The 22,653-nt window shown below is 38.8% G+C and carries 17 protein-coding genes; 14 read left to right on the forward strand and 3 right to left on the reverse strand.

Going from position 1 to position 22,653, the window contains the following annotated elements; translation table 11 throughout:
- The first annotated feature begins 520 nt into the window (after window positions 1–520).
- Window positions 521–1,309 (forward strand): SDR family NAD(P)-dependent oxidoreductase, encoded by a 789-nt coding sequence (locus EF384_RS00225; protein ID WP_123778999.1) that lies wholly within the window; start codon window positions 521–523, stop codon window positions 1,307–1,309.
- A 159-nt stretch (window positions 1,310–1,468) separates the two neighbouring features.
- On the opposite strand, the gene EF384_RS00230 is transcribed toward EF384_RS00225, so the two are convergent.
- The 3 genes from EF384_RS00230 to EF384_RS00240 form a co-directional block, all read right to left on the reverse strand.
- Window positions 1,469–2,788 (reverse strand): GntP family permease, encoded by a 1,320-nt coding sequence (locus tag EF384_RS00230; RefSeq protein WP_123779000.1) that lies wholly within the window; start codon window positions 2,786–2,788, stop codon window positions 1,469–1,471.
- A gap of 104 nt (window positions 2,789–2,892) precedes the next feature.
- Complete coding sequence (locus tag EF384_RS00235; RefSeq protein WP_123779001.1) at window positions 2,893–4,221, reverse strand: FAD-binding oxidoreductase; 1,329 nt, start codon at window positions 4,219–4,221, stop codon at window positions 2,893–2,895.
- Window positions 4,222–4,310: 89 nt separating this feature from the next.
- A complete protein-coding gene (locus EF384_RS00240; RefSeq protein ID WP_123779002.1) occupies window positions 4,311–4,949 on the reverse strand; it encodes a YigZ family protein in 639 nt (212 codons plus the stop codon).
- 238 nt (window positions 4,950–5,187) lie between these two features.
- Between EF384_RS00240 and EF384_RS00245 the strand changes: the two genes are divergently transcribed.
- The 13 genes from EF384_RS00245 (at window position 5,188) to uvrA (ending at window position 22,620) form a co-directional block, all read left to right on the forward strand.
- Window positions 5,188–6,054, forward strand: a complete 867-nt coding sequence (locus tag EF384_RS00245; protein ID WP_123779003.1) for a DegV family protein — start codon at window positions 5,188–5,190, stop codon at window positions 6,052–6,054.
- A 102-nt stretch (window positions 6,055–6,156) separates the two neighbouring features.
- On the forward strand, window positions 6,157–7,530 hold the full coding sequence (locus EF384_RS00250) for an ATP-dependent helicase ComFA (protein ID WP_123779004.1): 1,374 nt from the start codon (window positions 6,157–6,159) through the stop codon (window positions 7,528–7,530).
- On the forward strand, window positions 7,523–8,272 hold the full coding sequence (locus EF384_RS00255) for a ComFC family protein (RefSeq protein ID WP_123779005.1): 750 nt from the start codon (window positions 7,523–7,525) through the stop codon (window positions 8,270–8,272). Before EF384_RS00250 ends, EF384_RS00255 begins: the two co-directional genes overlap by 8 nt.
- 124 nt (window positions 8,273–8,396) lie before the next feature.
- A complete protein-coding gene (hpf, locus tag EF384_RS00260; RefSeq protein ID WP_123779006.1) occupies window positions 8,397–8,987 on the forward strand; it encodes a ribosome hibernation-promoting factor, HPF/YfiA family in 591 nt (196 codons plus the stop codon).
- A 331-nt stretch (window positions 8,988–9,318) separates the two neighbouring features.
- Entirely contained in the window at window positions 9,319–11,697 is a 2,379-nt protein-coding gene (gene secA / locus EF384_RS00265; protein WP_123779007.1) for a preprotein translocase subunit SecA, read from the forward strand.
- Between the two features lie 93 nt (window positions 11,698–11,790).
- A protein-coding gene (gene prfB / locus EF384_RS00270) for a peptide chain release factor 2 (RefSeq protein ID WP_199729682.1) occupies window positions 11,791–12,910 on the forward strand; the annotation gives its coding sequence in 2 pieces (ribosomal slippage) (window positions 11,791–11,862 and window positions 11,864–12,910; 1,119 coding nt in all).
- Window positions 12,911–13,090: 180 nt separating this feature from the next.
- A complete protein-coding gene (locus tag EF384_RS00275) occupies window positions 13,091–13,855 on the forward strand; it encodes a response regulator transcription factor (RefSeq protein ID WP_123779009.1) in 765 nt (254 codons plus the stop codon).
- On the forward strand, window positions 13,855–15,726 hold the full coding sequence (gene pnpS, locus EF384_RS00280) for a two-component system histidine kinase PnpS (protein WP_123779010.1): 1,872 nt from the start codon (window positions 13,855–13,857) through the stop codon (window positions 15,724–15,726). The genes EF384_RS00275 and pnpS overlap by 1 nt, the downstream gene beginning before the upstream one ends.
- 213 nt (window positions 15,727–15,939) lie before the next feature.
- Complete coding sequence (locus EF384_RS00285) at window positions 15,940–16,860, forward strand: substrate-binding domain-containing protein (RefSeq protein ID WP_123779011.1); 921 nt, start codon at window positions 15,940–15,942, stop codon at window positions 16,858–16,860.
- Window positions 16,861–17,068: 208 nt separating this feature from the next.
- Window positions 17,069–17,944 (forward strand): phosphate ABC transporter permease subunit PstC, encoded by an 876-nt coding sequence (gene pstC, locus EF384_RS00290; protein WP_123779012.1) that lies wholly within the window; start codon window positions 17,069–17,071, stop codon window positions 17,942–17,944.
- On the forward strand, window positions 17,944–18,759 hold the full coding sequence (gene pstA, locus EF384_RS00295; protein ID WP_123779013.1) for a phosphate ABC transporter permease PstA: 816 nt from the start codon (window positions 17,944–17,946) through the stop codon (window positions 18,757–18,759). Before pstC ends, pstA begins: the two co-directional genes overlap by 1 nt.
- A 2-nt stretch (window positions 18,760–18,761) precedes the next feature.
- Window positions 18,762–19,556: a phosphate ABC transporter ATP-binding protein PstB gene (gene pstB, locus EF384_RS00300; RefSeq protein ID WP_123779014.1), complete on the forward strand. Its 795-nt coding sequence runs from the start codon at window positions 18,762–18,764 to the stop codon at window positions 19,554–19,556.
- Between the two features lie 244 nt (window positions 19,557–19,800).
- On the forward strand, window positions 19,801–22,620 hold the full coding sequence (gene uvrA, locus EF384_RS00305) for an excinuclease ABC subunit UvrA (RefSeq protein ID WP_123779015.1): 2,820 nt from the start codon (window positions 19,801–19,803) through the stop codon (window positions 22,618–22,620).
- The last annotated feature ends 33 nt before the right edge of the window (window positions 22,621–22,653 follow it).

Consider the following 22,653-nt stretch of genomic DNA (forward strand, 5'->3'; position numbering starts at 1 on the left):
AGCGAACTCAACTATAGGATGTAAGAAAAAGCGGTCAGCCCTCAACCAGGGGAAGAATAGTGCAGTGCCGCACGCAGTGTGGCGCAAACGATTCTGAAGTGGGCAGAGGGTTGCTTATTCGAACTCGACTTCATAGGATGTGAGAAAAAGCGGTATTCTAGGGGTAATATCCCAGGAATACTGCTTTTTTTTGTAGTGATTTAAAGTTGGTCATCGCTGACCAAGCAAAGCTATTCAAAAATATTATAAGGAAAGAGGGCTGAGGCCCTCTTTTCATTTTGATTTATTTGCTAGTAGTTGTCATTGTATTTATCCAATTTTTAGCATAAATACAATCGTGAATTTATTTTGGACGAAAACAAGTTAGTATGTGCAAAAAGTTCAAAGTCACCAGCAGATATTCAGTGAATATTTGAAATGCTATTGAAAGAAGTGATGTGGGATGTATAATTCACTTGTGAAAAGGTTTACAAGTACCTTTATCAAATAATCAATAAAGGACAAGAAGGAGCGAAATTCAATGGAAATTACATTAACAGATCAAACAGCAGTTATTTTTGGTGCAGGTCGTGGTATTGGGGAAGCAATGGCAACAGTTTTTGCTGACGCAGGCGCAACAGTATATATTGCTGACTTAATTGAAGAAAATAGTAAAGCATTAGCTGAAGAGCTAAAAGCTAAAGGCCACAAAGCTGTAGGTGTAAAATGTAATGTATCTAGCTATGATGAAATTGATGCCGTTTTAGCACAAGCTGAAGAAGAAACTGGTCGTTTGGATATCATCATCAACAATGCGGGTATCGTTGGATTGGACTCATTCTTAGAAACTAGCCAAGAAGATATTCAAAAATTATTGAATGTAAACTTAATGGGTGCGAACAATGGGATGCAAGCTGGTATCAAACGTATGATGAAATACGATCACGGTAAAATTATCAATACTGCATCATTTGCTGGTCGCCATGCGATGAAAGAAGGATTTGCACACTATGGTATGACTAAAGCGGCTGTTATCTACTTAACACAAGCTGCTGCGTATGCAGGTGCAGACCACAATATCAACGTTAATGCTATTTGCCCAGGTATCATCCGTTCTCAAATGTGGGAAACAATTCTTGAAAGCTATGAACAAGCTGGTCAAGATAAAGAAACAGCTTGGACTGAAAGTCTAAAACACTTCATTCCATTAAAACGTGGTGACCAAAAAGCTGAAGATATTGCTTACACTGCTTTATTCTTAGCATCACCATTAGCAGATCACATCACTGGTCAATCTATCAATGTTGACGGTGGGGCAGCAATGAACTAATCAGAATATCAAAAGGACGTTGAAGTTTATGACTTCAGCGTCTTTTTTGTAGACTACTGAGGGGCTGCAGTAGTTGGTGTGTAAATGGGTAAATAAAAAAGCCCAGGACATCAGTGTCCTAGGCTTATTCAGCAAGTATATGCTGATACTTTTTACAGATTAATAGAATAAAGTTGCTACGATTACGACTGCAATCAAGGCAAGTACATTGGCACCTGTTACGGCGATGAAAATGTTCTTGAAGCTGTTTTTGTGGTTCAATCCGGCTAGGGCCAAGAATGAGATGATACCACCACTATGCGGCATTACGGCAAGTGTTGAAGAGGCGATTGCGGCTACTCTGTGGATGACTTGTGGATCAAGTCCCATGTCGATATAAGTTTGGCCGAATGCTTCCATGACGATACCTAATGAACCTGTTGCTGAAGCGGTAATGCCACCGAACAAGGCTGATGCGAATGAAAGTGAAATTAATGGATTGCTTGACATGTTCAAGATGAAGTCTGAAATGAAGCTAAATCCTGGTGCTAAGGTAATAATTACCCCGAAAGCTACGGCTGAACCTGTTAATAACATGGGGATAATCCCTGAGTTCGCACCTTCGTTGATCACTTGTTTTTGTGAATCGATTTCTTTATTGAATAAGATGGCTGATAAAATGATGGCCACAGCTAGGGAAATCAAGACGATATTTTCAACTTTGTAGAATGAACCTACAAGGTTGATGATGATTAACACGGCAATCGGTGTGATGGAACGTGCAAATGAAGGACGCGCTTCTTCGGTGATTTCAACGTCGTTACCAGTGTAATAATCGGCGAAGGTTTCATTTTTCGCAAGACTCTTGTCCATTGCATATTTCATGTACCATAAGCCGAATAGCAAGGCTACAACGGAACCGATGATACCAAGTACGGGTGCTGCGGTTAGGGTTGTACCTAGGTATGCTGTTGGGACAACGTTTTGGATAGATGGTGTACCTGGTAGCATGGTCATTGTAAAAGTACCTAAACCTAATTCAATCGGAATAGCAACCATGTTCCAAGCGATGTTTAGTTTCTTGAATAATGGTTTTGCTAGTGGAATCAAGACGAAGATAACTACGTAAAGGCTAACACCACCGTAAGTTAATAGGGCAGTGATTAATAATAAAGCAACCAATACTGAGTATGGTTTTTCAGTACCGGTTAATTTTAAGATTTGGTTGGCAATAGATTCTGCCGCACCACTCTTGTCTGTATATTTGGCTAAAATTGCACCTAATAAGAAAACAGCAAAGAATTTCAAGATGAATCCAGTTAAACCGGTTAAGTATGATGCCTCGCTACCTAAAAGGGCAGTTGAGATGTTCATACCGTTCGTTAAGATAACGATTAGTGATGCGATAGGGGCTGCAACTAAAATGTTTAAGTTTTTAGCAGTCGAATAAATGATAAAGGCAATAGCTAAAATGATACCGCTGATTTGTAATAAGTCCATGTGAATTCCTTCCTAAAGTAAAATGGCCTAAAAAAAGAATTGATGGCTTAGCACCAATTCCCTTTTGTTTGTATGAATATTCAGTTAGTTTGTTTAATAGATAATTAGTCGAACATTTTACCTGGGTTTAATAAACCTTTTGGATCCAATGCTTTCTTAATTGAACGAAGTACGTTTAGGTAAGCTTCGTCTTTAAAGTATGGTAAGTATTCTTTCTTTTCAAGACCAACACCGTGTTCTGCTGAAAGTAATCCACCTTGTTTAGCAACGTATGGGAATAAATCATTTTCGTAGTCTTCTTTTAATTTTTCCCATTCTTCGTCAGTTTGGTCTTCACGTAATACACAAATATGGATGTTACCATCTCCGGCGTGTCCGAAGAAACCAGTTTGAACGTTGTATTTAGCACCTAGACGTTTACCTTCTTGCACTAAGTCAGTGAATAAGTGGTTTGGTACAACTGGATCGTACATTTTCCAGTCACCGTTGTTTACGATACCGTTTAAGATATTGTCACGGATTTCCCACATTTCTTTGGCTTCAGTTTCAGAAAGTTCGCGTGTTTCAATAGCGCCGGCTTTTTTACCTAAAGCTTGGATAGCTTGTAATTGGAACGCTAAACCATCAGCAGCGTTGTCTGCAACAGTTGCTAATAAGAATGCTTCACCTTTTACTTCAGGCATTTTCTTGTTGATGAATTTTTCAGAGTAGTGGATACCTGATTCTTCCAACAATTCCAAAGCAATTGGTTGAACTGGTGATTTCACCACTTCAAAGATTGCGTTAGATACGCCGTCTAAGCTTTCGAAGCCCATGATTAATGATTTTTCGTAAGCAGGTTTTGCTGTTAATTTCAATTGCATTTCAGTGATGATACCTAAAGTACCTTCAGCACCAATGAATAAGTCTTTCAAGTCGTAAGCAGTGGCATCTTTTTTGTTTAAAGAACCAACGTGGATTGTTTCACCACTTGCTAAAACGACATCGTAACCACGGATATTATCACGTGTTACACCATATTTGATGGCACGCATACCACCAGCATTTGTAGAAGCGTTACCACCTACAGAGGCATTTTTATTACCTGGGTCAGGCGCATAGAAGTATGGTGTTTCAGCAAGGAAATCTCTGATTTGGAATAAAGTCACACCAGCTTGAACATTCAAGGTTAATGTTTGTTCATCCAATGATAGGATTTTATCCATTTTTTCCATGCTGATTAACCATGCGTCATTTTGTGGATAAGTCGCGCTAGTCAAACCAGTTTGACGTCCAATGGTGATGACTGTCTTGTTTTCAGCGTCCGCTTTTTTTACAAATTCGGCAACTTCTTCCGTTGAAGTTGGGAAAGCGATTAGGGCTGCTGAACCGGGTTCATCTTCTGCCATGTAAGTTTTTAAATACTTATCGGCAACTGTTTTTTCAATTTCCATTCTTTGACCTCCTATTTGTAAATGCTTGCATCATTAATTGTCTACCAAAGGCTAATAAAAATCAATATTGAATCATAAATACCTAAAAATTATGCATTGATCGGTAAATCGACATAGATTTCGTCGCCGATTTCAAATTTTACTTGACCTGATGTTAAATTAATTAAACTATTTTGTACTTTATCTAGTTCATTTGTAGGGATTCCTAGATGGAAAGTCACATCCGCCAAATAGCTGGTATCCAATAATTGATAGGTGGACTCTTCAATCCAATGTTCCACTTTGCCACTCAAAGTATAGGCAACTTCGATTGCTAATTGTGTTTGTAATTTACGCTCTACCTGACCAATAGTATCCAAACCTTCGGAAACGGCCGATGAATAAGCGCGAATTAAACCACCCGAACCTAATTTGGTACCACCAAAATAGCGTGTTACTACCACCACGATATTTTTTAGGTCACGTTGTTTTAATACTTCAAGCATTGGTACGCCGGCAGTACCGGATGGTTCACCGTCATCTAAAGCACGTTGTATTTCATTGTTATCACCAATTTGAAAGGCAACACAATTATGTGTCGCTTTGTAATGTTCTTTACGAATCGCTTCAATAAATTCAATTGCTTCTGCTTCAGAAAACACTCGCTTGGCATTACAAATAAAACGAGATCCCTTTACATCAATTTCGTGCGTCCCACCCTGGGCGACCACCGTACGGTATTCAATCATACTAAAACACTCCTTATTCGAACTGATTTTCATAACTTGAGCCTAGCATATTTACCACAATTTCGCTAACAAGTAAGTTTTATAATTAAAGTGATAATTTGCGTTTGAAAAGGCTTTTCTACATATATATGTCGAAATTTTGCTTGAGTTTTGATAGAATAATTGATATGTTATTCTTTCAGTGCTTTATAGAAAGAACAGTCAGTATTAGAGATCTAGGGATAAAGGGGAATCATTCATGTCAGTTGCCATTGTTACGGATAGTACAGCCTATCTTACCGACGAATTCGTCAGTAAGCACGATATCACAGTACTACCATTAACCATTACATTTAGTGATGGATCATATCTAGACAATATCGATATCTCAATTGATGCCTTTTATGAAAAAATGGCGACCCTTGACGAAATCCCAACTAGCTCTCAACCAGCTCCTGGTATTGTAAAAGAGGCATTCGAACGCCTAGCCAAGACCCATGACGAAATTATCGCCATTACCTTATCTAAAGGTATCTCAGGCACTTACCAAACCTTTACCATGATTGGGAATCAGGTAACGGAAGACACAGGTGTGCTAGTGAAGGTCTACAATTCAGGTATTTCATTAGTTGGTCAAGCTTTCTATGTATACGAAGCTGTTCGCTTACGTGACCAAGGCTTGTCAGCAATGGAAATTTTACCGAAACTGGACCTATTGAAAAAATCGACTAACGCCTACTTCTCAGTTGATAACCTAGGTCACCTAGCTAAAGGAGGCCGTATCAATCCAGGTGCAGCCAGCATTGGGAACTTACTACAAGTAAAACCGATTCTACATTTTGACGATGGCTTGATCAATGTATTTGAAAAAGTGCGTACCCACAAGAAAACAGTGCGTCGTATTACCGAATTATTTGAAGAAGACTTCAGTCAAAATCCAAATTTACGTGTAGCCATTGTCGGTGACGATGCTACACCTCAAGTGCAAGCTTTGGTGAGCTATTTTAAAACAGAACATCCAGACTTATTGTTGGAAAGAACACCTGTTGGTCCAGTAATTGGGACGCATTTAGGTCCAAATGCCTATGCCTTAGCATGGTGCGAAGATACGACAAAAGAGGCATAATATAAATGATTTGAATGAATCAAAACAAATTCTTGTTTTGATTCATTTTTTTTTTGCGCAATTTTACTTTTGTCTCGTATATATTTACTGAGGGGGTTAAGTATGGATATTGCTGCACAGATTCAAGGTCGTTTGGTTTCGGCCAAAGAAATAGCTACAAGTGACCGACAAATTAGGGACCTAGGTATGAATCAACTCCAGATATTTCCGGCCATTCAACAAGACGGCAAACAATTGACTTGCCAACGTTGTGGGAATCAAAGGCATTTCATGGAAAACATCTGTAATTGTAGTCAGGACTGTTTTTATTGCTTGCAATGTCTGGCTTTCGGCAAACTGCGGACCTGTGATTTTCTCTATCATTTACCAGCGGATGGACAAAACTACACCTGGGCACGGAAGTCGACTTATTTGACTTGGTCAGGTCAATTGTCTGCCCAACAAGCTCAAGCATCTATGGAAATTTGTCAGTCTTATCAGGATCATGTTGATAAGCATCTTGTTTGGGCGGTGACAGGGGCAGGAAAGACAGAAATGGTGTTTCAAGCCATTGATATAGCCTTATGTGCAGGCAAAAAGGTAGCTGTTGCCACACCAAGAATTGACGTGGCCAACGAATTAGCTCCACGATTTCAAGCTGCCTTTCCAAATATATCTATTCAAGTTTTACACGGTCAGTCTGAACAAACCTATGACCCAAACAGACCCATGACAGTTTGTTCCACCCATCAATTGATTCGTTTTCGCCAAGCTTTTGATTTACTCATCATCGACGAAATTGATGCCTTTCCCTATGACGGAGACCCCATGCTTTACCGAGCTAGCCAGGTTGCCGTCACTGAAATTGGGACCCAAGTTTTACTGACAGCAACACCTAATACCAATCAAATGGCTGCAATTCAACAAAAACAGGTAGCTGTGTCGATTTTACCAGCCCGTTATCATCGCCACCATTTACCAGTACCCAAACATGTTTGGGTAGGTGATTGGCGAGAAAGTGTACAAAAGGGCAAAGTGCCGACAGTTTTAAAACGGACGTTGTTGTCGTTATTAAGCCTGAAACGTCGTGTGTTAATTTTTGTGCCCAATATCGACTATATGTTGCAGTTGGTAAAAGCATGTCGGGGCATATTCTATAATTACCAGTTTGAATCTGTATCCTCCAAGGATCCAGACCGTATTACAAAAGTCCAAGCCATGCGGGAGGGGCAATATGATTTTCTTTTTTCGACAACGATTTTAGAGCGAGGTGTGACCTTTGCGGCGATTGATGTCATTGTCCTAGGTAGTGAGGACCGGACCTTTACAACGGCATCGCTCGTTCAAATAGCCGGTCGGGTTGGGCGTAAACCAGATTTTCCGGATGGCAGTATTTATTTTCTACATTACGGGAAAACGAAAGCATCCAAGGCAGCTATTCAGCAAATTCAAGAGATGAACCGTCAAGCTCGGGAGAGGGGGCTAATTGATGATTAAGCTAGCGAATAATAAAGTAGCGCCGCTAACACCTGCATGCCTGATTTGTCAGGAGTCTTTGCCAGATACCTTGACCTTAAGACAGGTATTGTCATGGTCAAAAATAGACCAGCCCTTATTTTGCCAGTCTTGTTTAGAGGGATTTTGTAAAATCCAAGGACCAACTTGTGGTCAGTGTGGCCGAGAGATGGCTGAAGAAGACCAAGAACACTGGTCTGATGGGGTGTGCCGAGATTGCCAGCGCTGGCGTCATTTTCACCAATGGACTTTCCGCCATCAAGCAAGCTACCATTATAATGAAAGTTTTAAGCAATGGTTGGTGGTGCTGAAGGGGCAAGGGGATATTCGGGGGCGTTTTCTGTTTAAGCGTGATTTACAAAGTGTGTACCGCAAGCACAGTGATGCGGTATGGGTGCCAATGCCATCATCTAGCAGTAAGTTGACGAATAAAGGGTTTAACCAGACGGCTTTGTTGCTGGATGCTGCGAATATTCCTTATGTGGATATGCTAGAAATGAAGCCGACAACGACTAAGCAAGTGTATAAAAGTCGCCTGGATCGGTTGAAGGATCGTGATAAGATTCAAGTGAAGGCAGACAGTGGTGTTGAATTAATGGATAAGCAAAAAAATATCCTTTTATTTGATGATGTTTATACGACGGGAACGACCATGTTTTCGGCCTATAAAGCCTTACGAAACGAGGGTTTCAGTCATATTGGGGGCTTTAGTTTAGCTAGATAATTTTTCAGAAAAGAGAGTGTCTTATTTGTATAAGAAAGCGATTTCGAGTATAATTAATATACTATAAAAGAAGCAGAAAATGCTTCCCAGTAAATTTATTTACTGGTAGAAAGGATGAAAGATTATGTTTACATATAATGTCCGCGGTGAGAATATTGAAATTACGCCAGCAATTAGAGAGTACGCTGAAAAGAAAATCTCTAAAGTGGAGCGATTCTTTACGAATTCACCAGATGCAACTGTTTATGTAAATGCTAAAGTTTATCCGAACAAGGATGCCAAAGCAGAAGTTACGATTCCTTTAACAGGTGGTTTAACTTTACGTGCAGAAGAAACGTCTCAAGATTTATACGGATCTATCGATTTAGTGGTAGATAAGTTGGAACGTCAAGTACGTAAGTATAAAACTAAAATGAACCGTAAGTCTCGTGAAGGCGAAGGTTTAACGGAGGCAGTGAACATCCAAGTAGAAGCTGACCGTCAAGAGTTTGAAGCGACTGATGAAACTTCAAATGAACAAATCAAAATTGTTCGTCGCAAAACCTTGTCTGTTAAACCAATGACAGCTGAAGAAGCCGTTCTTCAAATGGAAATGCTAGGCCACAATTTCTTCATCTTTGAAGATGCAGAAACTGGTAAAGGAGCTTTAGTTTACGCTCGTCGTAAAGGTTCTTATGGTCTAATTGCTATTGAAGAAGATGCTGACGAAGCATAGAAACACTTCTTTCTAATGTTTTTGAAGGAGGGTAGGATATCATGTCCTACTCTCTTTTTTGCATTTCCGAGCAAATACAAGCTAGGACATATTCTGAATCCATCCTTACAGCGTACCTTCCATTCAGTTGTTTTTATTCATTCGATGGCTTTATTTGAAACGCTTGTCTCAGATATTTCGAAAATCCTTAAACAATAGTGGTTTTAATGACAAAATTTTAATGCTATCATATAATAGAATATAAATAAATTGGGTTAGTGGGCACTAAACGATTACATGAAGCCTACAAAATCAACATTTATCCAAGTTTCTAACACCGAAGGAGAAAATAATGGCTAACGTATTAAAGAAAATCTTTGATAACCAAAAGAAAGATTTGAAAAAATTCAATAAACAAGCAAAACAAGTCGAGGCTTTAGAGGATCGATTTGCTAAATATACTGATGACCAATTAAAAGATATGACTAAGTCATTCCAAGATCGTTTGGCTTTAGGTGAAGATCTAGAAGATATCTTAGTAGAAGCTTTCGCGACTGTTCGTGAAGGTGCGAAACGTGTGTTAGGCTTATTCCCTTACCATGTACAAATCATGGGTGGTTTGGCTTTACACTACGGTAATATTGCCGAAATGAAAACGGGTGAAGGTAAAACTTTGACTGAAACAATGCCTGTATACTTAAATGCCTTAACTGGTAAAGGTGTTCACGTAGTAACAGTCAATGATTATTTGGCAAGTCGTGACTCGGCGCAAATGGGTGAGTTATACCGTTTCTTGGGCTTAACAGTTGGGTTGAACCAAGCAGGTATGAATAATGATGAAAAACGTGCTGCTTATGCATGCGACGTTACGTATTCAACAAATAATGAATTAGGTTTCGACTACTTACGTGACAACATGGTCGTTTACAAACGCCAAATGGTACAACGTCCATTGTATTATGCTGTTGTCGATGAAGTGGACTCTATCTTAATTGATGAGGCGCGTACACCATTAATCATCTCAAACCAAGCAGAACAATCAACTGCTTTATACCAACGTGCAGACTACTTTGTAAAGAGCTTGAAAGAAGATGAAGATTACATTATCGATGTATCTTCTAAAACAATCGCTTTAACTGAATCTGGTATTGAAAAAGCGGAAGAAGTTTTCCATGTGAAAAACCTTTACGATATCGAAAATGGTCGTTTAATTCACCATATCGATACAGCTTTACGTGCCAACTACATCATGATCTTAAACATCGACTATGTTGTTGTAGATGGTGAAGTAAAAATCGTTGATGGCTTTACTGGTCGTATCATGGAAGGGCGTCGCTTCTCAGATGGTTTACACCAAGGGATTGAAGCGAAAGAAAATGTTGGGATTCAAAACGAATCTAAAACAATGGCAACGATTACTTTCCAAAACTACTTCAGAATGTATGAAAAATTATCAGGTATGACTGGTACAGCGAAAACTGAAGAAGAAGAATTCCGTGAAATTTACAACATGAACGTTATTCAAATTCCAACAAATAAACCAGTTATTCGTGAAGATAAATCGGACGTTTTATATCCAAACTTGAAATCTAAATTTAGAGCGGTTATTGCTGACATTAAAGAACGTCATGAAAAAGGACAACCAGTACTTGTAGGTACGGTTGCTGTAGAAACATCTGAAATGCTTTCAGCTGAATTGGACCGTATTGGCATTAAACATAATGTGTTGAATGCGAAAAACCATGAACGTGAAGCGCAAATTGTAGCGGATGCTGGTCAACAAGGTGTCGTTACGATTGCGACAAACATGGCTGGTCGTGGTACCGATATTAAACTTGGCCCTGGTGTTCGAGAATTAGGCGGTTTAGCTGTTATTGGTACTGAACGTCATGAATCTCGTCGTATTGATAACCAGTTACGTGGTCGTGCTGGTCGTCAAGGTGACCCTGGATACTCTCGTTTCTACCTATCATTAGAAGATGACGTAATGCGTCGTTTCGGTTCAGAACGTATCCAACAATTATGGGAAAGCCTAAATATTGATCAAGATGATCCTGATATGGTGATCGAATCAAAAATGATTACACGTCAAGTTGAAGGTGCACAAATTCGTGTTGAAGGGAATAACTACGATACACGTAAAAACGTCCTTGAGTACGATGAAGTAATGCGTCAACAACGTGATATCATCTATGCACAACGTTTTGAAGTGATTTCTGCTGAAGAATCATTGGATGATGTAATGTGGCCAATGATTGAACGTACAATTCAACGCCAAGTTGACCTATACACATCTGGTGACAAGGCTGACTGGAACTTAGAAGCCCTTGCTGACTTTGCGGAAACTAGCCTATACCGTAATACGAAAGTTGAAATTTCAGATTTAGAAGGTAAGAATCCTAAAGAAATTACAGCGTATATTACAAACAAGGCGGCTGACCGTTTTAACCAAAAACTAGACTCAATCAACAATAAAGATTTAGCCCTAGAATTTGAAAAAGTAGTCATCTTGCGTGCGGTTGATAGCCACTGGACAGATCATATCGATGCAATGGACCAATTGCGTCAAGGTGTGGGTCTACGTGCTTATGCGCAAAATAACCCATTGGTAGAATACCAATCTGAAGGTTTTGAACGCTTTAATGAAATGATTGCTGGTATCGAATATGATGCAACACGTATGTTTATGCAATCAGAAATTCGTCAAAACTTAGACCGTAGCCAAGTATAATTATATAAATTGTAAACAAATAGAGACTAAACACGGTATCATATTTGAATGATTAGGTTTGGTCTCTATGTTTTTATGAGGAGAGAACGACAAATGGAACAATATGAAATAAATGCCTTATTAGAGCAAAACAAAACACAAATCGATAGCTTCAGGGGGTCTCTTTGACTTAGATAAATTAGAAGCTGATTTAGCTGCACTTGAAAGTGAAATGGTTCAACCCGGATTTTGGGATAACTCTGAAAAAGCCCAAGCTGTGATTGACCAAAACAACAATTTGAAGAAAGTCTATGACAGTTTCAATGATTTGGCAGCTGAATGGGAAAATTTATCTCTTTTAAATGAGATGGTAAAAGAAGAGCCGGATGCCGAATTACAGGCTGAATTAGAGGAAGGTATCACGGCATACCAAAGTAAAATTTCGGCTTATGAACGGAATATTTTACTGAGTGGAGAATATGACCATAATGATGCCTTATTAGAAATCCATCCAGGTGCTGGTGGTACAGAATCCCAAGACTGGGCTAGTATGTTACTTAGAATGTACCAAAGATGGGCAGAGCAACATGATTACCAAGTTACCACTTTGGAATATCAAAATGGTGATGAAGCAGGGATTAAATCAGTAACCTTGGAAATTAAAGGCCTAAATGCTTATGGTTTCTTGCGTTCTGAAGATGGTATCCATCGTTTAGTTCGTATTTCGCCATTTGATTCCAATAACCGTCGTCATACATCTTTTGCGTCGGTAGAAATTATGCCTGTACTTGATCAAAATACAGAGATTGATATCGATGAATCGGATATTCAAATGGATGTTTTCCGTGCCTCAGGTGCCGGTGGACAACATATTAATAAAACATCATCAGCGGTTCGTTTGACCCATGTGCCTACAGGTATTGTGGTGGCGTCTCAAAGTCAACGTTCGCAATTCCAAAACAGGGATACAGCGATGAAAATGTTGCAAGCAAAATTAGCGCATTTGTTGGCTGAGAAAAATGCTAAAGAATTGGATGAAATCCGCGGTGAAAAATCTGAGATTGCTTGGGGTTCGCAAATTCGTTCGTATGTCTTCCATCCGTATAATATGGTAAAAGATCACCGTACCGGACACGAGACAGCCAACGTTCAAGGCGTAATGGATGGCGATTTAGACGGTTTTATTGATGCTTATTTGAAAGGTCAATTAGGCGACGACGATACGACTATTTAGAAGTCGGCTGGCTGTTGCTTTGCGTGAAAAAGGCCGTGCTTGTCTTTTTCACCTTAGGAACGGCATTTTCAAATTGCAAGTATTCGTTATATAATAAGGCGAAAGCACACGTATGAATCAATTGATGGGGTTTAGCTTGCGTAAGCTATGGAATCCTCAAATTTTCTTTGGAGGAAACGAATGAAAAAAGTATTAATTGTGGATGATGAGCAATCTATCCTAACCTTATTGAAATATAGCTTAGAAAAAGAAGGTTATGAAGTGATTCAAGCGGAAGATGGTCAAACTGGATTTGACATCGCTATGAAGGATGACCTTGATTTTATTATTTTGGACTTAATGTTGCCCAAAATGGATGGTATGGATGTATGTAAAAATCTACGTTTAAATAAGGTGAATACACCAATTTTAATGTTAACTGCCAAGGACGATGAGCTTGAACGTATCATTGGTTTGGAATTAGGTGCAGATGATTATATGACAAAACCCTTCAGTCCGCGTGAAGTATTAGCGCGTATGAAGGCGATTTTACGTCGTGCTTCTTATTCTTCATCAAATGTTGTCGTTGAAAAAAATGATGAAAAACATGAAATTACCTTAACAAAGGATTCAGTGGGTAATTATAAAGATGAAGATGTTGAAATTATTCGTGCTGGTGACATCGAAATTCACGTCAATGACTACGTGGTCTACGTGCGCGGTGAATCTATCGAAATGACACCGAAAGAATTTGAATTGCTTACATATATGGCGCGTCGTGTGAACCGTACCTTATCTAGAGAGCAATTGTTACAAAAATTATGGCGCTTTGACTACGCAGGCGAAACACGTATTGTGGACGTTCATGTGAGTCATTTGCGCGAAAAAATCGAACTAGACACCAAAAATCCTGAATACATTATTACTGTACGTGGATTCGGCTATAAATTCGAGGTACCAAACTAATGCAAAAATTGATTCAAAGCATAACAACAGTGTTCGCACTGTTGTTTATTTTATATAGTGTGATCTTTGCTCTTACCGTAAATAATTTTGTGTCTGAAACTGTGAATACTGAGGTCCAAAATACCTTGGTCAATGTTGTGTCCACAATCCGACCAAGTTTCCGTTCAGTAGAACCGGATGATTTGGTGGAAAATACCAATGAATTTAGGGAACTAAAACAAATCATTCAACCCATGGTCAATCTCAATGACCGTATCTTGATTTATTCTGCGGATGGGAAACGTGTGTATAGCATGGGGAATGAGCAATTATCCAATGATGCTGCCTTTAGATCCTATGAAGCTAATATGGATAACCGTTTTGAGCAAGAAACTACAGAAGAAAATTCAGTGATTTATTCCTATACAGAACGTATCTCCAATTCAAAGGGAGAGGTTTTAGGATATATACAAGTCTTACGTAACTTCCCAATGAATGAGCAAGTTCAAGATAATATCACAAAAATAGCTGTCTTCATGGGATTGGCAGCAGTATCCTTACTTGTGGCATTTTTCATGCATTTTAACCGCAAAATGGTGCTACCTATGGCTGCAATTAACGATCAGCTTACGCATATGGCCAATAATGACTATGATGTGCAATATAAAAAGGTTGATATCAAAGAGTTTGACGAAATCGGTGAGAATATCAATATTTTAGCCGATGAATTGGCCTTACAAGAATTTCAAATTTCTAGCCAAGCCCACCGGATGAACAAGTTAGTAGAAGCGATGATGTTAGGTGTCGTAATGGTAGATAGCAACCACACCATCCAATTGGCCAACCCAGCCGTCTATGATATTTTAGGCTTGGATGAACAAATTGAGGGGCGCCGCTTCGAAGAAGTTTTGCAATCCTACCGTTTGATTCAAATGTTGAACAAGGCATCAAAAACCAAACAAAAAATCAACGAAGAAATTTACCTATACTATCCGCGCGAAGTGATTCTAGATGTCAATATCATCTATTTAAGTGCCCAAGAAATGGACGTTGCTTACAACCCAGATAGCGCACATGAATACGATGGAAACGACTCATCGGAACAAATCATTCTATTAATATATGATATTACCGATATTCGCCGTTTGGAAAAAGTACGAAGCGACTTTATTTCTAATGCCTCTCATGAGTTGAAGACGCCGGTTACCGCATTGCAAGGTTTCTCTGAAACACTACTGGATGGTGCCATCGAAGATCACGACACAGCAGTAGAATTCGTTAAGATTATGCAGAAAGAAAGTAATCGCCTCGGTTCATTGATTCAAGATATTTTAGATTTAGCTAAAATTGAACAAGATCAAGTGCAACAAAAAGTTGAATTGCTAGTGCCTGAGGACATTGTAAATGATGTCTTCCAACACTTAAGTGGACGTGCACAGGCTAAATCGATTGATATACGTTTGATTAATTCAAGTGGTCAATCCGTTCATTTTAGAGGAGATAAGGGACGGGTCATGCAAGTCTTGACCAATCTAGTTCATAACGCAATTATTTACAATAATCCATATGGCTATGTAGAAGTTGCAGTGGGCGAAGAAGGGGATTTTGTCCGTTTTGACATCAGCGATAATGGTTTAGGTATCCCTCAAGAAGATTTACCACGTATCTTTGAACGTTTTTATCGGGTAAGTAAAGACCGATCTACCGCATCAGGCGGGACAGGCTTAGGACTTTCCATTGTACGGAATATTATCGAGCATATGAATGGGCGTATCGAGGTAGAAAGTACCTTTGGAGAAGGCACTCATTTTACAGTCTATATTCCTAAAGTAGCAGTAGAAGTAGCGGCTTATGACGTTGATGAAGACGAAGATATGGATGACGATGATTAATTTTTATGCAGATATTGTCGTTTGAAAATGAAAACCTGGATTAAATGAGCATTCTTTAATCGAATTTACACAACCTTTACAATTAATTTACACAAAACCACCATATTTACATTTAAACATCTTATTTTTTAACAATCGTTCTATATAATAAGCACTGTAATCGTTTGGAACTATGTTTTTATGGATTAAGAAAAGAAAAGGTGGAAATATTAAATGACTTTTAACAAGTTTTCTAAATTAGTTTTAGCTTTAGGTGCATCAGCTGCATTAGCTGCATGTGGTAACTCTGCATCAACTGAAGAATCTTCAGCTGCATCATCAGATGCAACTTCAACTGAATCATCTTCAGCAGAAGCTACAAACGCTGTTACAGGTGCTATCTCAGTAATCTCTCGTGAAGAAGGTTCTGGTACTCGTGACGCTTTCATCGAAGCTACTGGCGTTATGGAAGATGACGTTGATAACACAAGTGCTGCTGCAACAATCATGAACGGTACTGACCAAGTTATGACAGCTGTTGCTGATGATCCAAATGCAATTGGTTACATCTCATTAGGTTCATTAAACGACACAGTTAAAGCTGTATCTGTTGACGGTGTTGCACCAACTGAAGAAACAGTTGCTGACGGTTCTTACGCTATTTCTCGTCCATTCAACATTGTATACCAAGGCGAATTAGAAGGCGTTGTAGCTGACTTCCACGACTTCATCTTCTCTGAAGAAGGTCAAGCAATCGTTGTTGAAGAAGGTTACGTAGCAGCAGATGCTGAAGCAGCTGCTTACGAAGGTGACGGTTCTCAATCTGGTTCAATCAACGTTGTTGGTTCAACTTCAGTTTCTCCAGTAATGGAAAAAATTGCTGAAGCTTACCAAGCTGCTAACCCAGATGTTCAAGTAAACATCACTTCTAACGGTTCATCTGCAGGTGTTACTGCTGCTGCTGAAGGTACTGCTGACTTAGGTATGGCTTCTCGTGCATTAGCTGAAGACGAAACTGGCGTTACTGCTGAAGCAATCGCTACTGACGGTGTTGCAGTTATTGTTAACCCTGAAAATGGTTTAGAAGACATCTCAGTTGAAACAATCAAAGGTATCTTCACTGGCGAAATCACTGACTGGGCTGACGTTCAATAATTAACACTCGTTAGTAACAACTAATGATTTATCTTATTAGAGCTGCTACTCCTATATAGTAGCGGCTCATTTTTTATTAAAAAGGAAGAACAATCAATTATGGTATCAGCAAGAGGATTATGAAATTATGGGTGCAAATAACCCTTTGAATACGTTATAATTCTTTGGTAGATATTTTTTATTCAATTGAATTTGATAAGGAGAGCATATGAAACAAAATAATTTGTTGGAAAATGTCATGAAGTATGTCTTCATGTTTGCGGCTTTTACATCAATTCTTGCTTTGTTAGCTATCTGTTACTTTATTTTTGCAAGAGGTATTCCATTTATGGCCGACTATGGCTTTGGTAATTTCTTGTTTGGTGACACTTGGCAACCATCTCAAGAAGTATTTGGCTTAGCACCAATGTTAGTAGGATCACTTTATGTAACGCTAATTGCATTTGTTTTAGGAGTACCAACTGGTATTTTTACAGCAATGTTTATGGCATACTACTGTCCACCAGCATTACATAAAATTTTAAAACCTGCGACTAACTTAATGTCAGGTATTCCTTCTATTGTATTTGGTTACTTTGGTTTACAAGTTTTAGTACCCGCTATTCGTTCACTTGCAAGAGCGTTAGGTTTTGCTTCAAATGGTATGAGTATCGCAACTGCAGGTATCGTATTAGCAATTATGATTTTACCTACTATTATTACAATGTCTGAATCTTCATTACGTGCAGTACCGAAAACTTACTATCAAGCATCTGTTGGTTTAGGTGCCGACCATGATAGAACTTCATATTCAATCATGATGCCTGCTGCTCGTTCTGGTATTTATTCATCAGTAATCTTAGGTATTGGTCGTGCTGTTGGTGAAACAATGGCCGTAGTAATGGTTGCTGGTAACCAAGCAATGTTCCCTCAGAGCTTGTTCTTAGGTGCCCGTACAATGACTGCCAATATCATCTTGGAAATGGCTTATGCAACTGGTACACACCAAAGTGCATTGATCGCTACTGGTGCTGTTCTATTTGTTATTATCCTAATCATTAATGCTATTTTTGCATACGTGAAGAGAACGGGGGTAAATAACTAATGTCTAAAGTATTACGTGGATTCACTTATTTCTTTGCGGCAATTACATTTGCTTCTTTAATTTGGATTGTTGGTTACGTTCTTGTATCTGGTATCCCACATTTAACAAGTGACTTGTTCGCATGGAACTACACAACAGATAATGTTTCTATGGTTCCTTCCATTATCACAACTTTATATGTTATTGCAGGTTCATTACTAATTGCCATTCCTTTTGGTGTATTTGCTGGTTTTTATCTAGTAGAATATGCTGGTAAGAACAACAAATGGGTTGAAGGTATCCGTATCGCAACAGATACTTTAACAGGTGTACCTTCTATCGTATTCGGTTTGTTCGGTATGCTTGCATTTGTTTCCGCTGCACAATTGCAGTATTCATTAATTTCTGGTATCTTAACCATGGCAATCATGGTTTTACCGTTAATTATTCGTAACACAGAAGAAGCATTAATGTCTGTAAAAGATAGCTTACGTCAAGCAAGTTTTGGTCTAGGTGCTGGTAAATTACGTACAATCTTCAAGATTGTTTTACCAATTGCTATGCCTGGTATCTTATCTGGTATCATCCTTGCAATCGGACGTATCGTTGGTGAAACGGCTGCGTTAATGTATACATTAGGTACGTCAACTTCACTTCCTAACTCAATCTTCTCTTCTGGTCGTACATTAGCGTTACATATGTATGTACTATCAAGTGAAGGTTTACACCGTGATCAAGCAAATGCAACAGGTGTTGTCTTATTGCTTGTTGTGTTGATTGTTAATGGTTTGTCAACTTGGCTATCACAACAGTTTACAAAAGGAGAACAAAAATAATTATGGCTGAGAATAATTTAAATATTAAAATGAATGCTGAGAACATGGATTTATTCTATGGTAATTTCAAAGCTTTAGAAGGCATTAATATGCCAATCTATGAAAAACAAGTAACTGCGTTAATCGGACCTTCAGGTTCTGGTAAATCTACTTTCATTAAAAGTTTAAACCGTATGAATGACCTTGTAGAGGGCTGTAAAGTAACAGGTCAAATTACTTTAGACGGTAAAAACATTTATGATCGTGACGTAAACTTAAACCTTTTACGTAAAAACGTTGGTATGGTTTTCCAACAACCAAACCCATTCCCAATGTCAATCTACGATAACATCGCTTACGGTCCACGTACCCACGGTATCAAAGATAAAAATGAACTAGACGAAATTGTAGAAACTTCATTACGTGGTGCTGCAATTTGGGATGAAGTAAAAGACAATTTAAACAAGAGTGGTATGTCTATTTCTGGTGGTCAACAACAACGTGTATGTATCGCTCGTGCCTTAGCAGTAAAACCTGATGTTTTATTGATGGACGAACCTACATCTGCATTGGACCCAATCTCAACTTTAAAAGTTGAAGAATTGGTACAACAATTACGTGATGACTACACAATCGTTATCGTTACACACAACATGCAACAAGCTGCGCGTGTTTCTGACTACACTGGATTCTTCTATGCTGACCCAGAAACAGGCCCAGGTAAATCACATATCATCGAATTTGGTGAAACTGATCAAATCTTCAATAACCCAACTAATTCGCAAACTGCGGACTACGTTGCAGGACGCTTTGGTTAAGCCATTTAAATTCAAATTTGACTACTCGGAGTCACCAACGTTGGTTGGTGGCTTTTTTTGTAATTACTAGCTGAAATATTGCATGACTTTTAACCGTTAACATTGAACAAAGAACATGTGTTTGGTATAATTTAAATGCAATCAAGCGATTTGATGAAATGACTTTTAAAAAATATGTCATAATAAATAAATGAAGAAATATCGTTCCAACTACTAAGAGAAAAGATTGTAAGGAGTGGCATTAGTGAGAGATTTGATAAAAGTAAGAGGCGCACGTTCCCACAATTTGAAGAATATTGATATCGATATTCCACGTGATCAAATGGTCGTTGTGACAGGTCTATCAGGATCTGGTAAATCCACTTTGGCCTTTGATACCCTATATGCAGAGGGACAACGTCGTTATGTAGAAAGTCTATCTGCATTCGCTCGTCAATTTTTGGGTAATACAGAGAAACCTGAGGTAGACAGTATTGAAGGATTAAGTCCAGCTATCTCTATTGACCAAAAAACAACAAGTCGTAATCCACGCTCAACAGTTGGAACAATTACTGAAGTGAATGATTATTTACGACTTTTGTATGCGCGTGTAGGACAACCTATCTGTCCTAATGACGGCACAGAAATTACGAGTGAATCTTTGGACCAAATGATTGACCGTATATTAGACTTACCAGAGCGTACAAAAATCCAAATTTTGTCACCCATTGTCTATGGCAAAAAAGGACAACATAAAAAAATTATCGAAGGTATCCAAAAGCAAGGATACGTTCGTGTGCGTATTGATGGCGAAATTTATGACATCGATGATATTCCTGAATTGGATAAAAATAAAAAACATCAAATTGATATTGTCATCGACCGTTTGGTAATTAAAGACGGTATCCGTTCGCGTTTGGCTGACTCTTTAGAAGCAGCTTTACGTTTAGCAGATGGTTATGCAGTATGTGACTTAATTGATGGTGATGAAATTTTATTTTCTGAACATTATTCATGTCCACACTGTGGTTTTACAGTAGGTGAACTAGAACCTCGTTTATTCTCTTTCAATGCGCCTTATGGTGCCTGTGAAGAATGTACTGGTCTTGGCTCTAAAATTGAAGCTGACCCTAATTTAATCGTACCCGATAGAAACAAGAGCCTTGAAGAAGGGGCTATCCAACCTTGGAATTCAAAAGGTTCAGCTTACTATCCAACAATTTTAAAACAAGCAGCTCAAGCATTTGATATTCCAATGGATGTGCCATTCAAAGAATTGACGCAAGAACAACAAGACCTTATCTTGTACGGTTCCGGAGATAAGGAATTCCATTTCCATTTTGAAAATGAATTTGGATCCGTTCAAGATAAAATGCGCGTATTTGAAGGGGTTATTCCAAACGTACGTCGACGTTATCAATCGAGCCAATCTAAAGCAATGCGCGAAGCGATGGGCCAATATATGACTGAACTTGAATGCCAAGTTTGTCATGGGAAACGTTTAAACCGTCAAGCTTTATCTGTTAAAGTTGGCGGGCAAGATATCGCTGAAGTAACACATAAAGCCATTGTAGATACGGTAGATTTTTTCAACGGATTAGATATGTCTGATCAAAATAATACGATTGCCAAACCAATCATGCGTGAAATTGGTTCACGCTTGAATTTCTTACAAGAAGTAGGTTTAGATTACTTAACCTTGGATCGTTCAGCAGGTACCCTGTCTGGTGGGGAAGCACAACGTATTCGTTTAGCTACTCAAATCGGATCAAATCTTTCAGGTATTATGTATGTCTTGGATGAGCCATCTATTGGGTTGCATCAACGTGATAATGACCGTTTAATTAAATCATTGAAACGTATGCGTGATTTAGGCAATACCCTAATCGTTGTAGAACATGACGAAGAAACAATGAAGGAAGCAGATTACTTAATCGATATGGGACCAGGTGCAGGCGAATTCGGTGGTCAAGTGGTTGCCGCAGGTACACCAGAAGAAGTTGCAAACAATGAGAACTCTATTACGGGACAATATCTAAAAGGTGTTCGTAAAATTCCATTACCGGAAAAACGACGTACAGAAGATAAAGGTGCTATCCATATTAAGGGTGCTAGTGAAAATAACTTGAAAAATGTAGATGTCGATATTCCAATTGGTCGATTGAATGTGGTGAGTGGGGTTTCTGGTTCGGGTAAATCTTCATTAATTAACGAAGTAATGAAAAAATACTTGTTGCACCAATTGAACCGTGCCAAGACTCCACATGGTGCTGTAGAGGAAATTACGGGTTATGAATCCTTAGATAAAGTGATTGATATCGATCAAAGTCCAATTGGGCGTACACCTCGATCAAACCCAGCTACTTATACGTCAGTATTCGATGATATGCGTGATTTATTCGCGCAAACCAACGAAGCTAAGGTACGTGGATATGGCAAAGGGCGTTTCTCTTTTAACGTTAAAGGGGGCCGTTGTGAGGCTTGTAAGGGTGATGGTATTTTGAAGGTAGAAATGCATTTCCTACCAGATGTATATGTACCTTGTGAAGTGTGCCACGGTACCCGTTACAACGCGGAAACTTTACAAGTTAAGTATAAAGGCAAAAATATTGCTGAAGTTTTAGACATGCGTGTAGAAGAAGCATTGGAATTCTTTGCTGCTGTGCCAAAAATCCGTCGTAAACTGCAAGCTATCGTTGATGTAGGTTTGGGTTATGTGACATTGGGTCAACCAGCACCATCTTTATCAGGTGGGGAAGCACAACGTATGAAATTAGCTTCTGAACTACAAAGAGTAGCAACAGGTAATACTTTATATGTGCTAGATGAACCAACAACTGGATTGCACTCAGAAGATATTAAGCGATTAATTGATGTTATTCAACGCCTAGTTGATGCAGGTAATACGGTTGTAGTGATTGAACATAATTTAGATGTCATTAAGACTGCGGATTATGTTATTGATATCGGACCAGAAGGCGGGGCAAATGGGGGTACGATTGTAGCAACCGGAACGCCAGAAGAAATAGCTAAAGTAAAGGCTTCTTATACAGGTAAATATTTAAAACCCTTGTTGAAAAAATAAGATTGTCGGACAAATGTAAGTAAAACACTATGA

This window comes from Aerococcus agrisoli (assembly GCF_003797145.1).
In the GTDB taxonomy this organism is placed as follows: domain Bacteria; phylum Bacillota; class Bacilli; order Lactobacillales; family Aerococcaceae; genus Aerococcus; species Aerococcus agrisoli.

What these genes read in the sequence shown, in the direction of transcription:
- EF384_RS00245 (WP_123779003.1), top strand. Translation starts at nt 5,188, where the DNA reads ATGTCAGTTGCCATTGTTACGGATAGTACAGCCTATCTTACCGACGAA.
- EF384_RS00230 (WP_123779000.1), bottom strand. Translation starts at nt 2,788, where the DNA reads ATGGACTTATTACAAATCAGCGGTATCATTTTAGCTATTGCCTTTATC.
- EF384_RS00275 (WP_123779009.1), top strand. Translation starts at nt 13,091, where the DNA reads ATGAAAAAAGTATTAATTGTGGATGATGAGCAATCTATCCTAACCTTA.
- EF384_RS00255 (WP_123779005.1), top strand. Translation starts at nt 7,523, where the DNA reads ATGATTAAGCTAGCGAATAATAAAGTAGCGCCGCTAACACCTGCATGC.
- pstB (WP_123779014.1), top strand. Translation starts at nt 18,762, where the DNA reads ATGGCTGAGAATAATTTAAATATTAAAATGAATGCTGAGAACATGGAT.
- EF384_RS00250 (WP_123779004.1), top strand. Translation starts at nt 6,157, where the DNA reads ATGGATATTGCTGCACAGATTCAAGGTCGTTTGGTTTCGGCCAAAGAA.
- hpf (WP_123779006.1), top strand. Translation starts at nt 8,397, where the DNA reads ATGTTTACATATAATGTCCGCGGTGAGAATATTGAAATTACGCCAGCA.
- pstC (WP_123779012.1), top strand. Translation starts at nt 17,069, where the DNA reads ATGAAACAAAATAATTTGTTGGAAAATGTCATGAAGTATGTCTTCATG.
- EF384_RS00235 (WP_123779001.1), bottom strand. Translation starts at nt 4,221, where the DNA reads ATGGAAATTGAAAAAACAGTTGCCGATAAGTATTTAAAAACTTACATG.
- EF384_RS00225 (WP_123778999.1), top strand. Translation starts at nt 521, where the DNA reads ATGGAAATTACATTAACAGATCAAACAGCAGTTATTTTTGGTGCAGGT.
- pnpS (WP_123779010.1), top strand. Translation starts at nt 13,855, where the DNA reads ATGCAAAAATTGATTCAAAGCATAACAACAGTGTTCGCACTGTTGTTT.
- EF384_RS00285 (WP_123779011.1), top strand. Translation starts at nt 15,940, where the DNA reads ATGACTTTTAACAAGTTTTCTAAATTAGTTTTAGCTTTAGGTGCATCA.
- EF384_RS00240 (WP_123779002.1), bottom strand. Translation starts at nt 4,949, where the DNA reads ATGATTGAATACCGTACGGTGGTCGCCCAGGGTGGGACGCACGAAATT.
- secA (WP_123779007.1), top strand. Translation starts at nt 9,319, where the DNA reads ATGGCTAACGTATTAAAGAAAATCTTTGATAACCAAAAGAAAGATTTG.
- pstA (WP_123779013.1), top strand. Translation starts at nt 17,944, where the DNA reads ATGTCTAAAGTATTACGTGGATTCACTTATTTCTTTGCGGCAATTACA.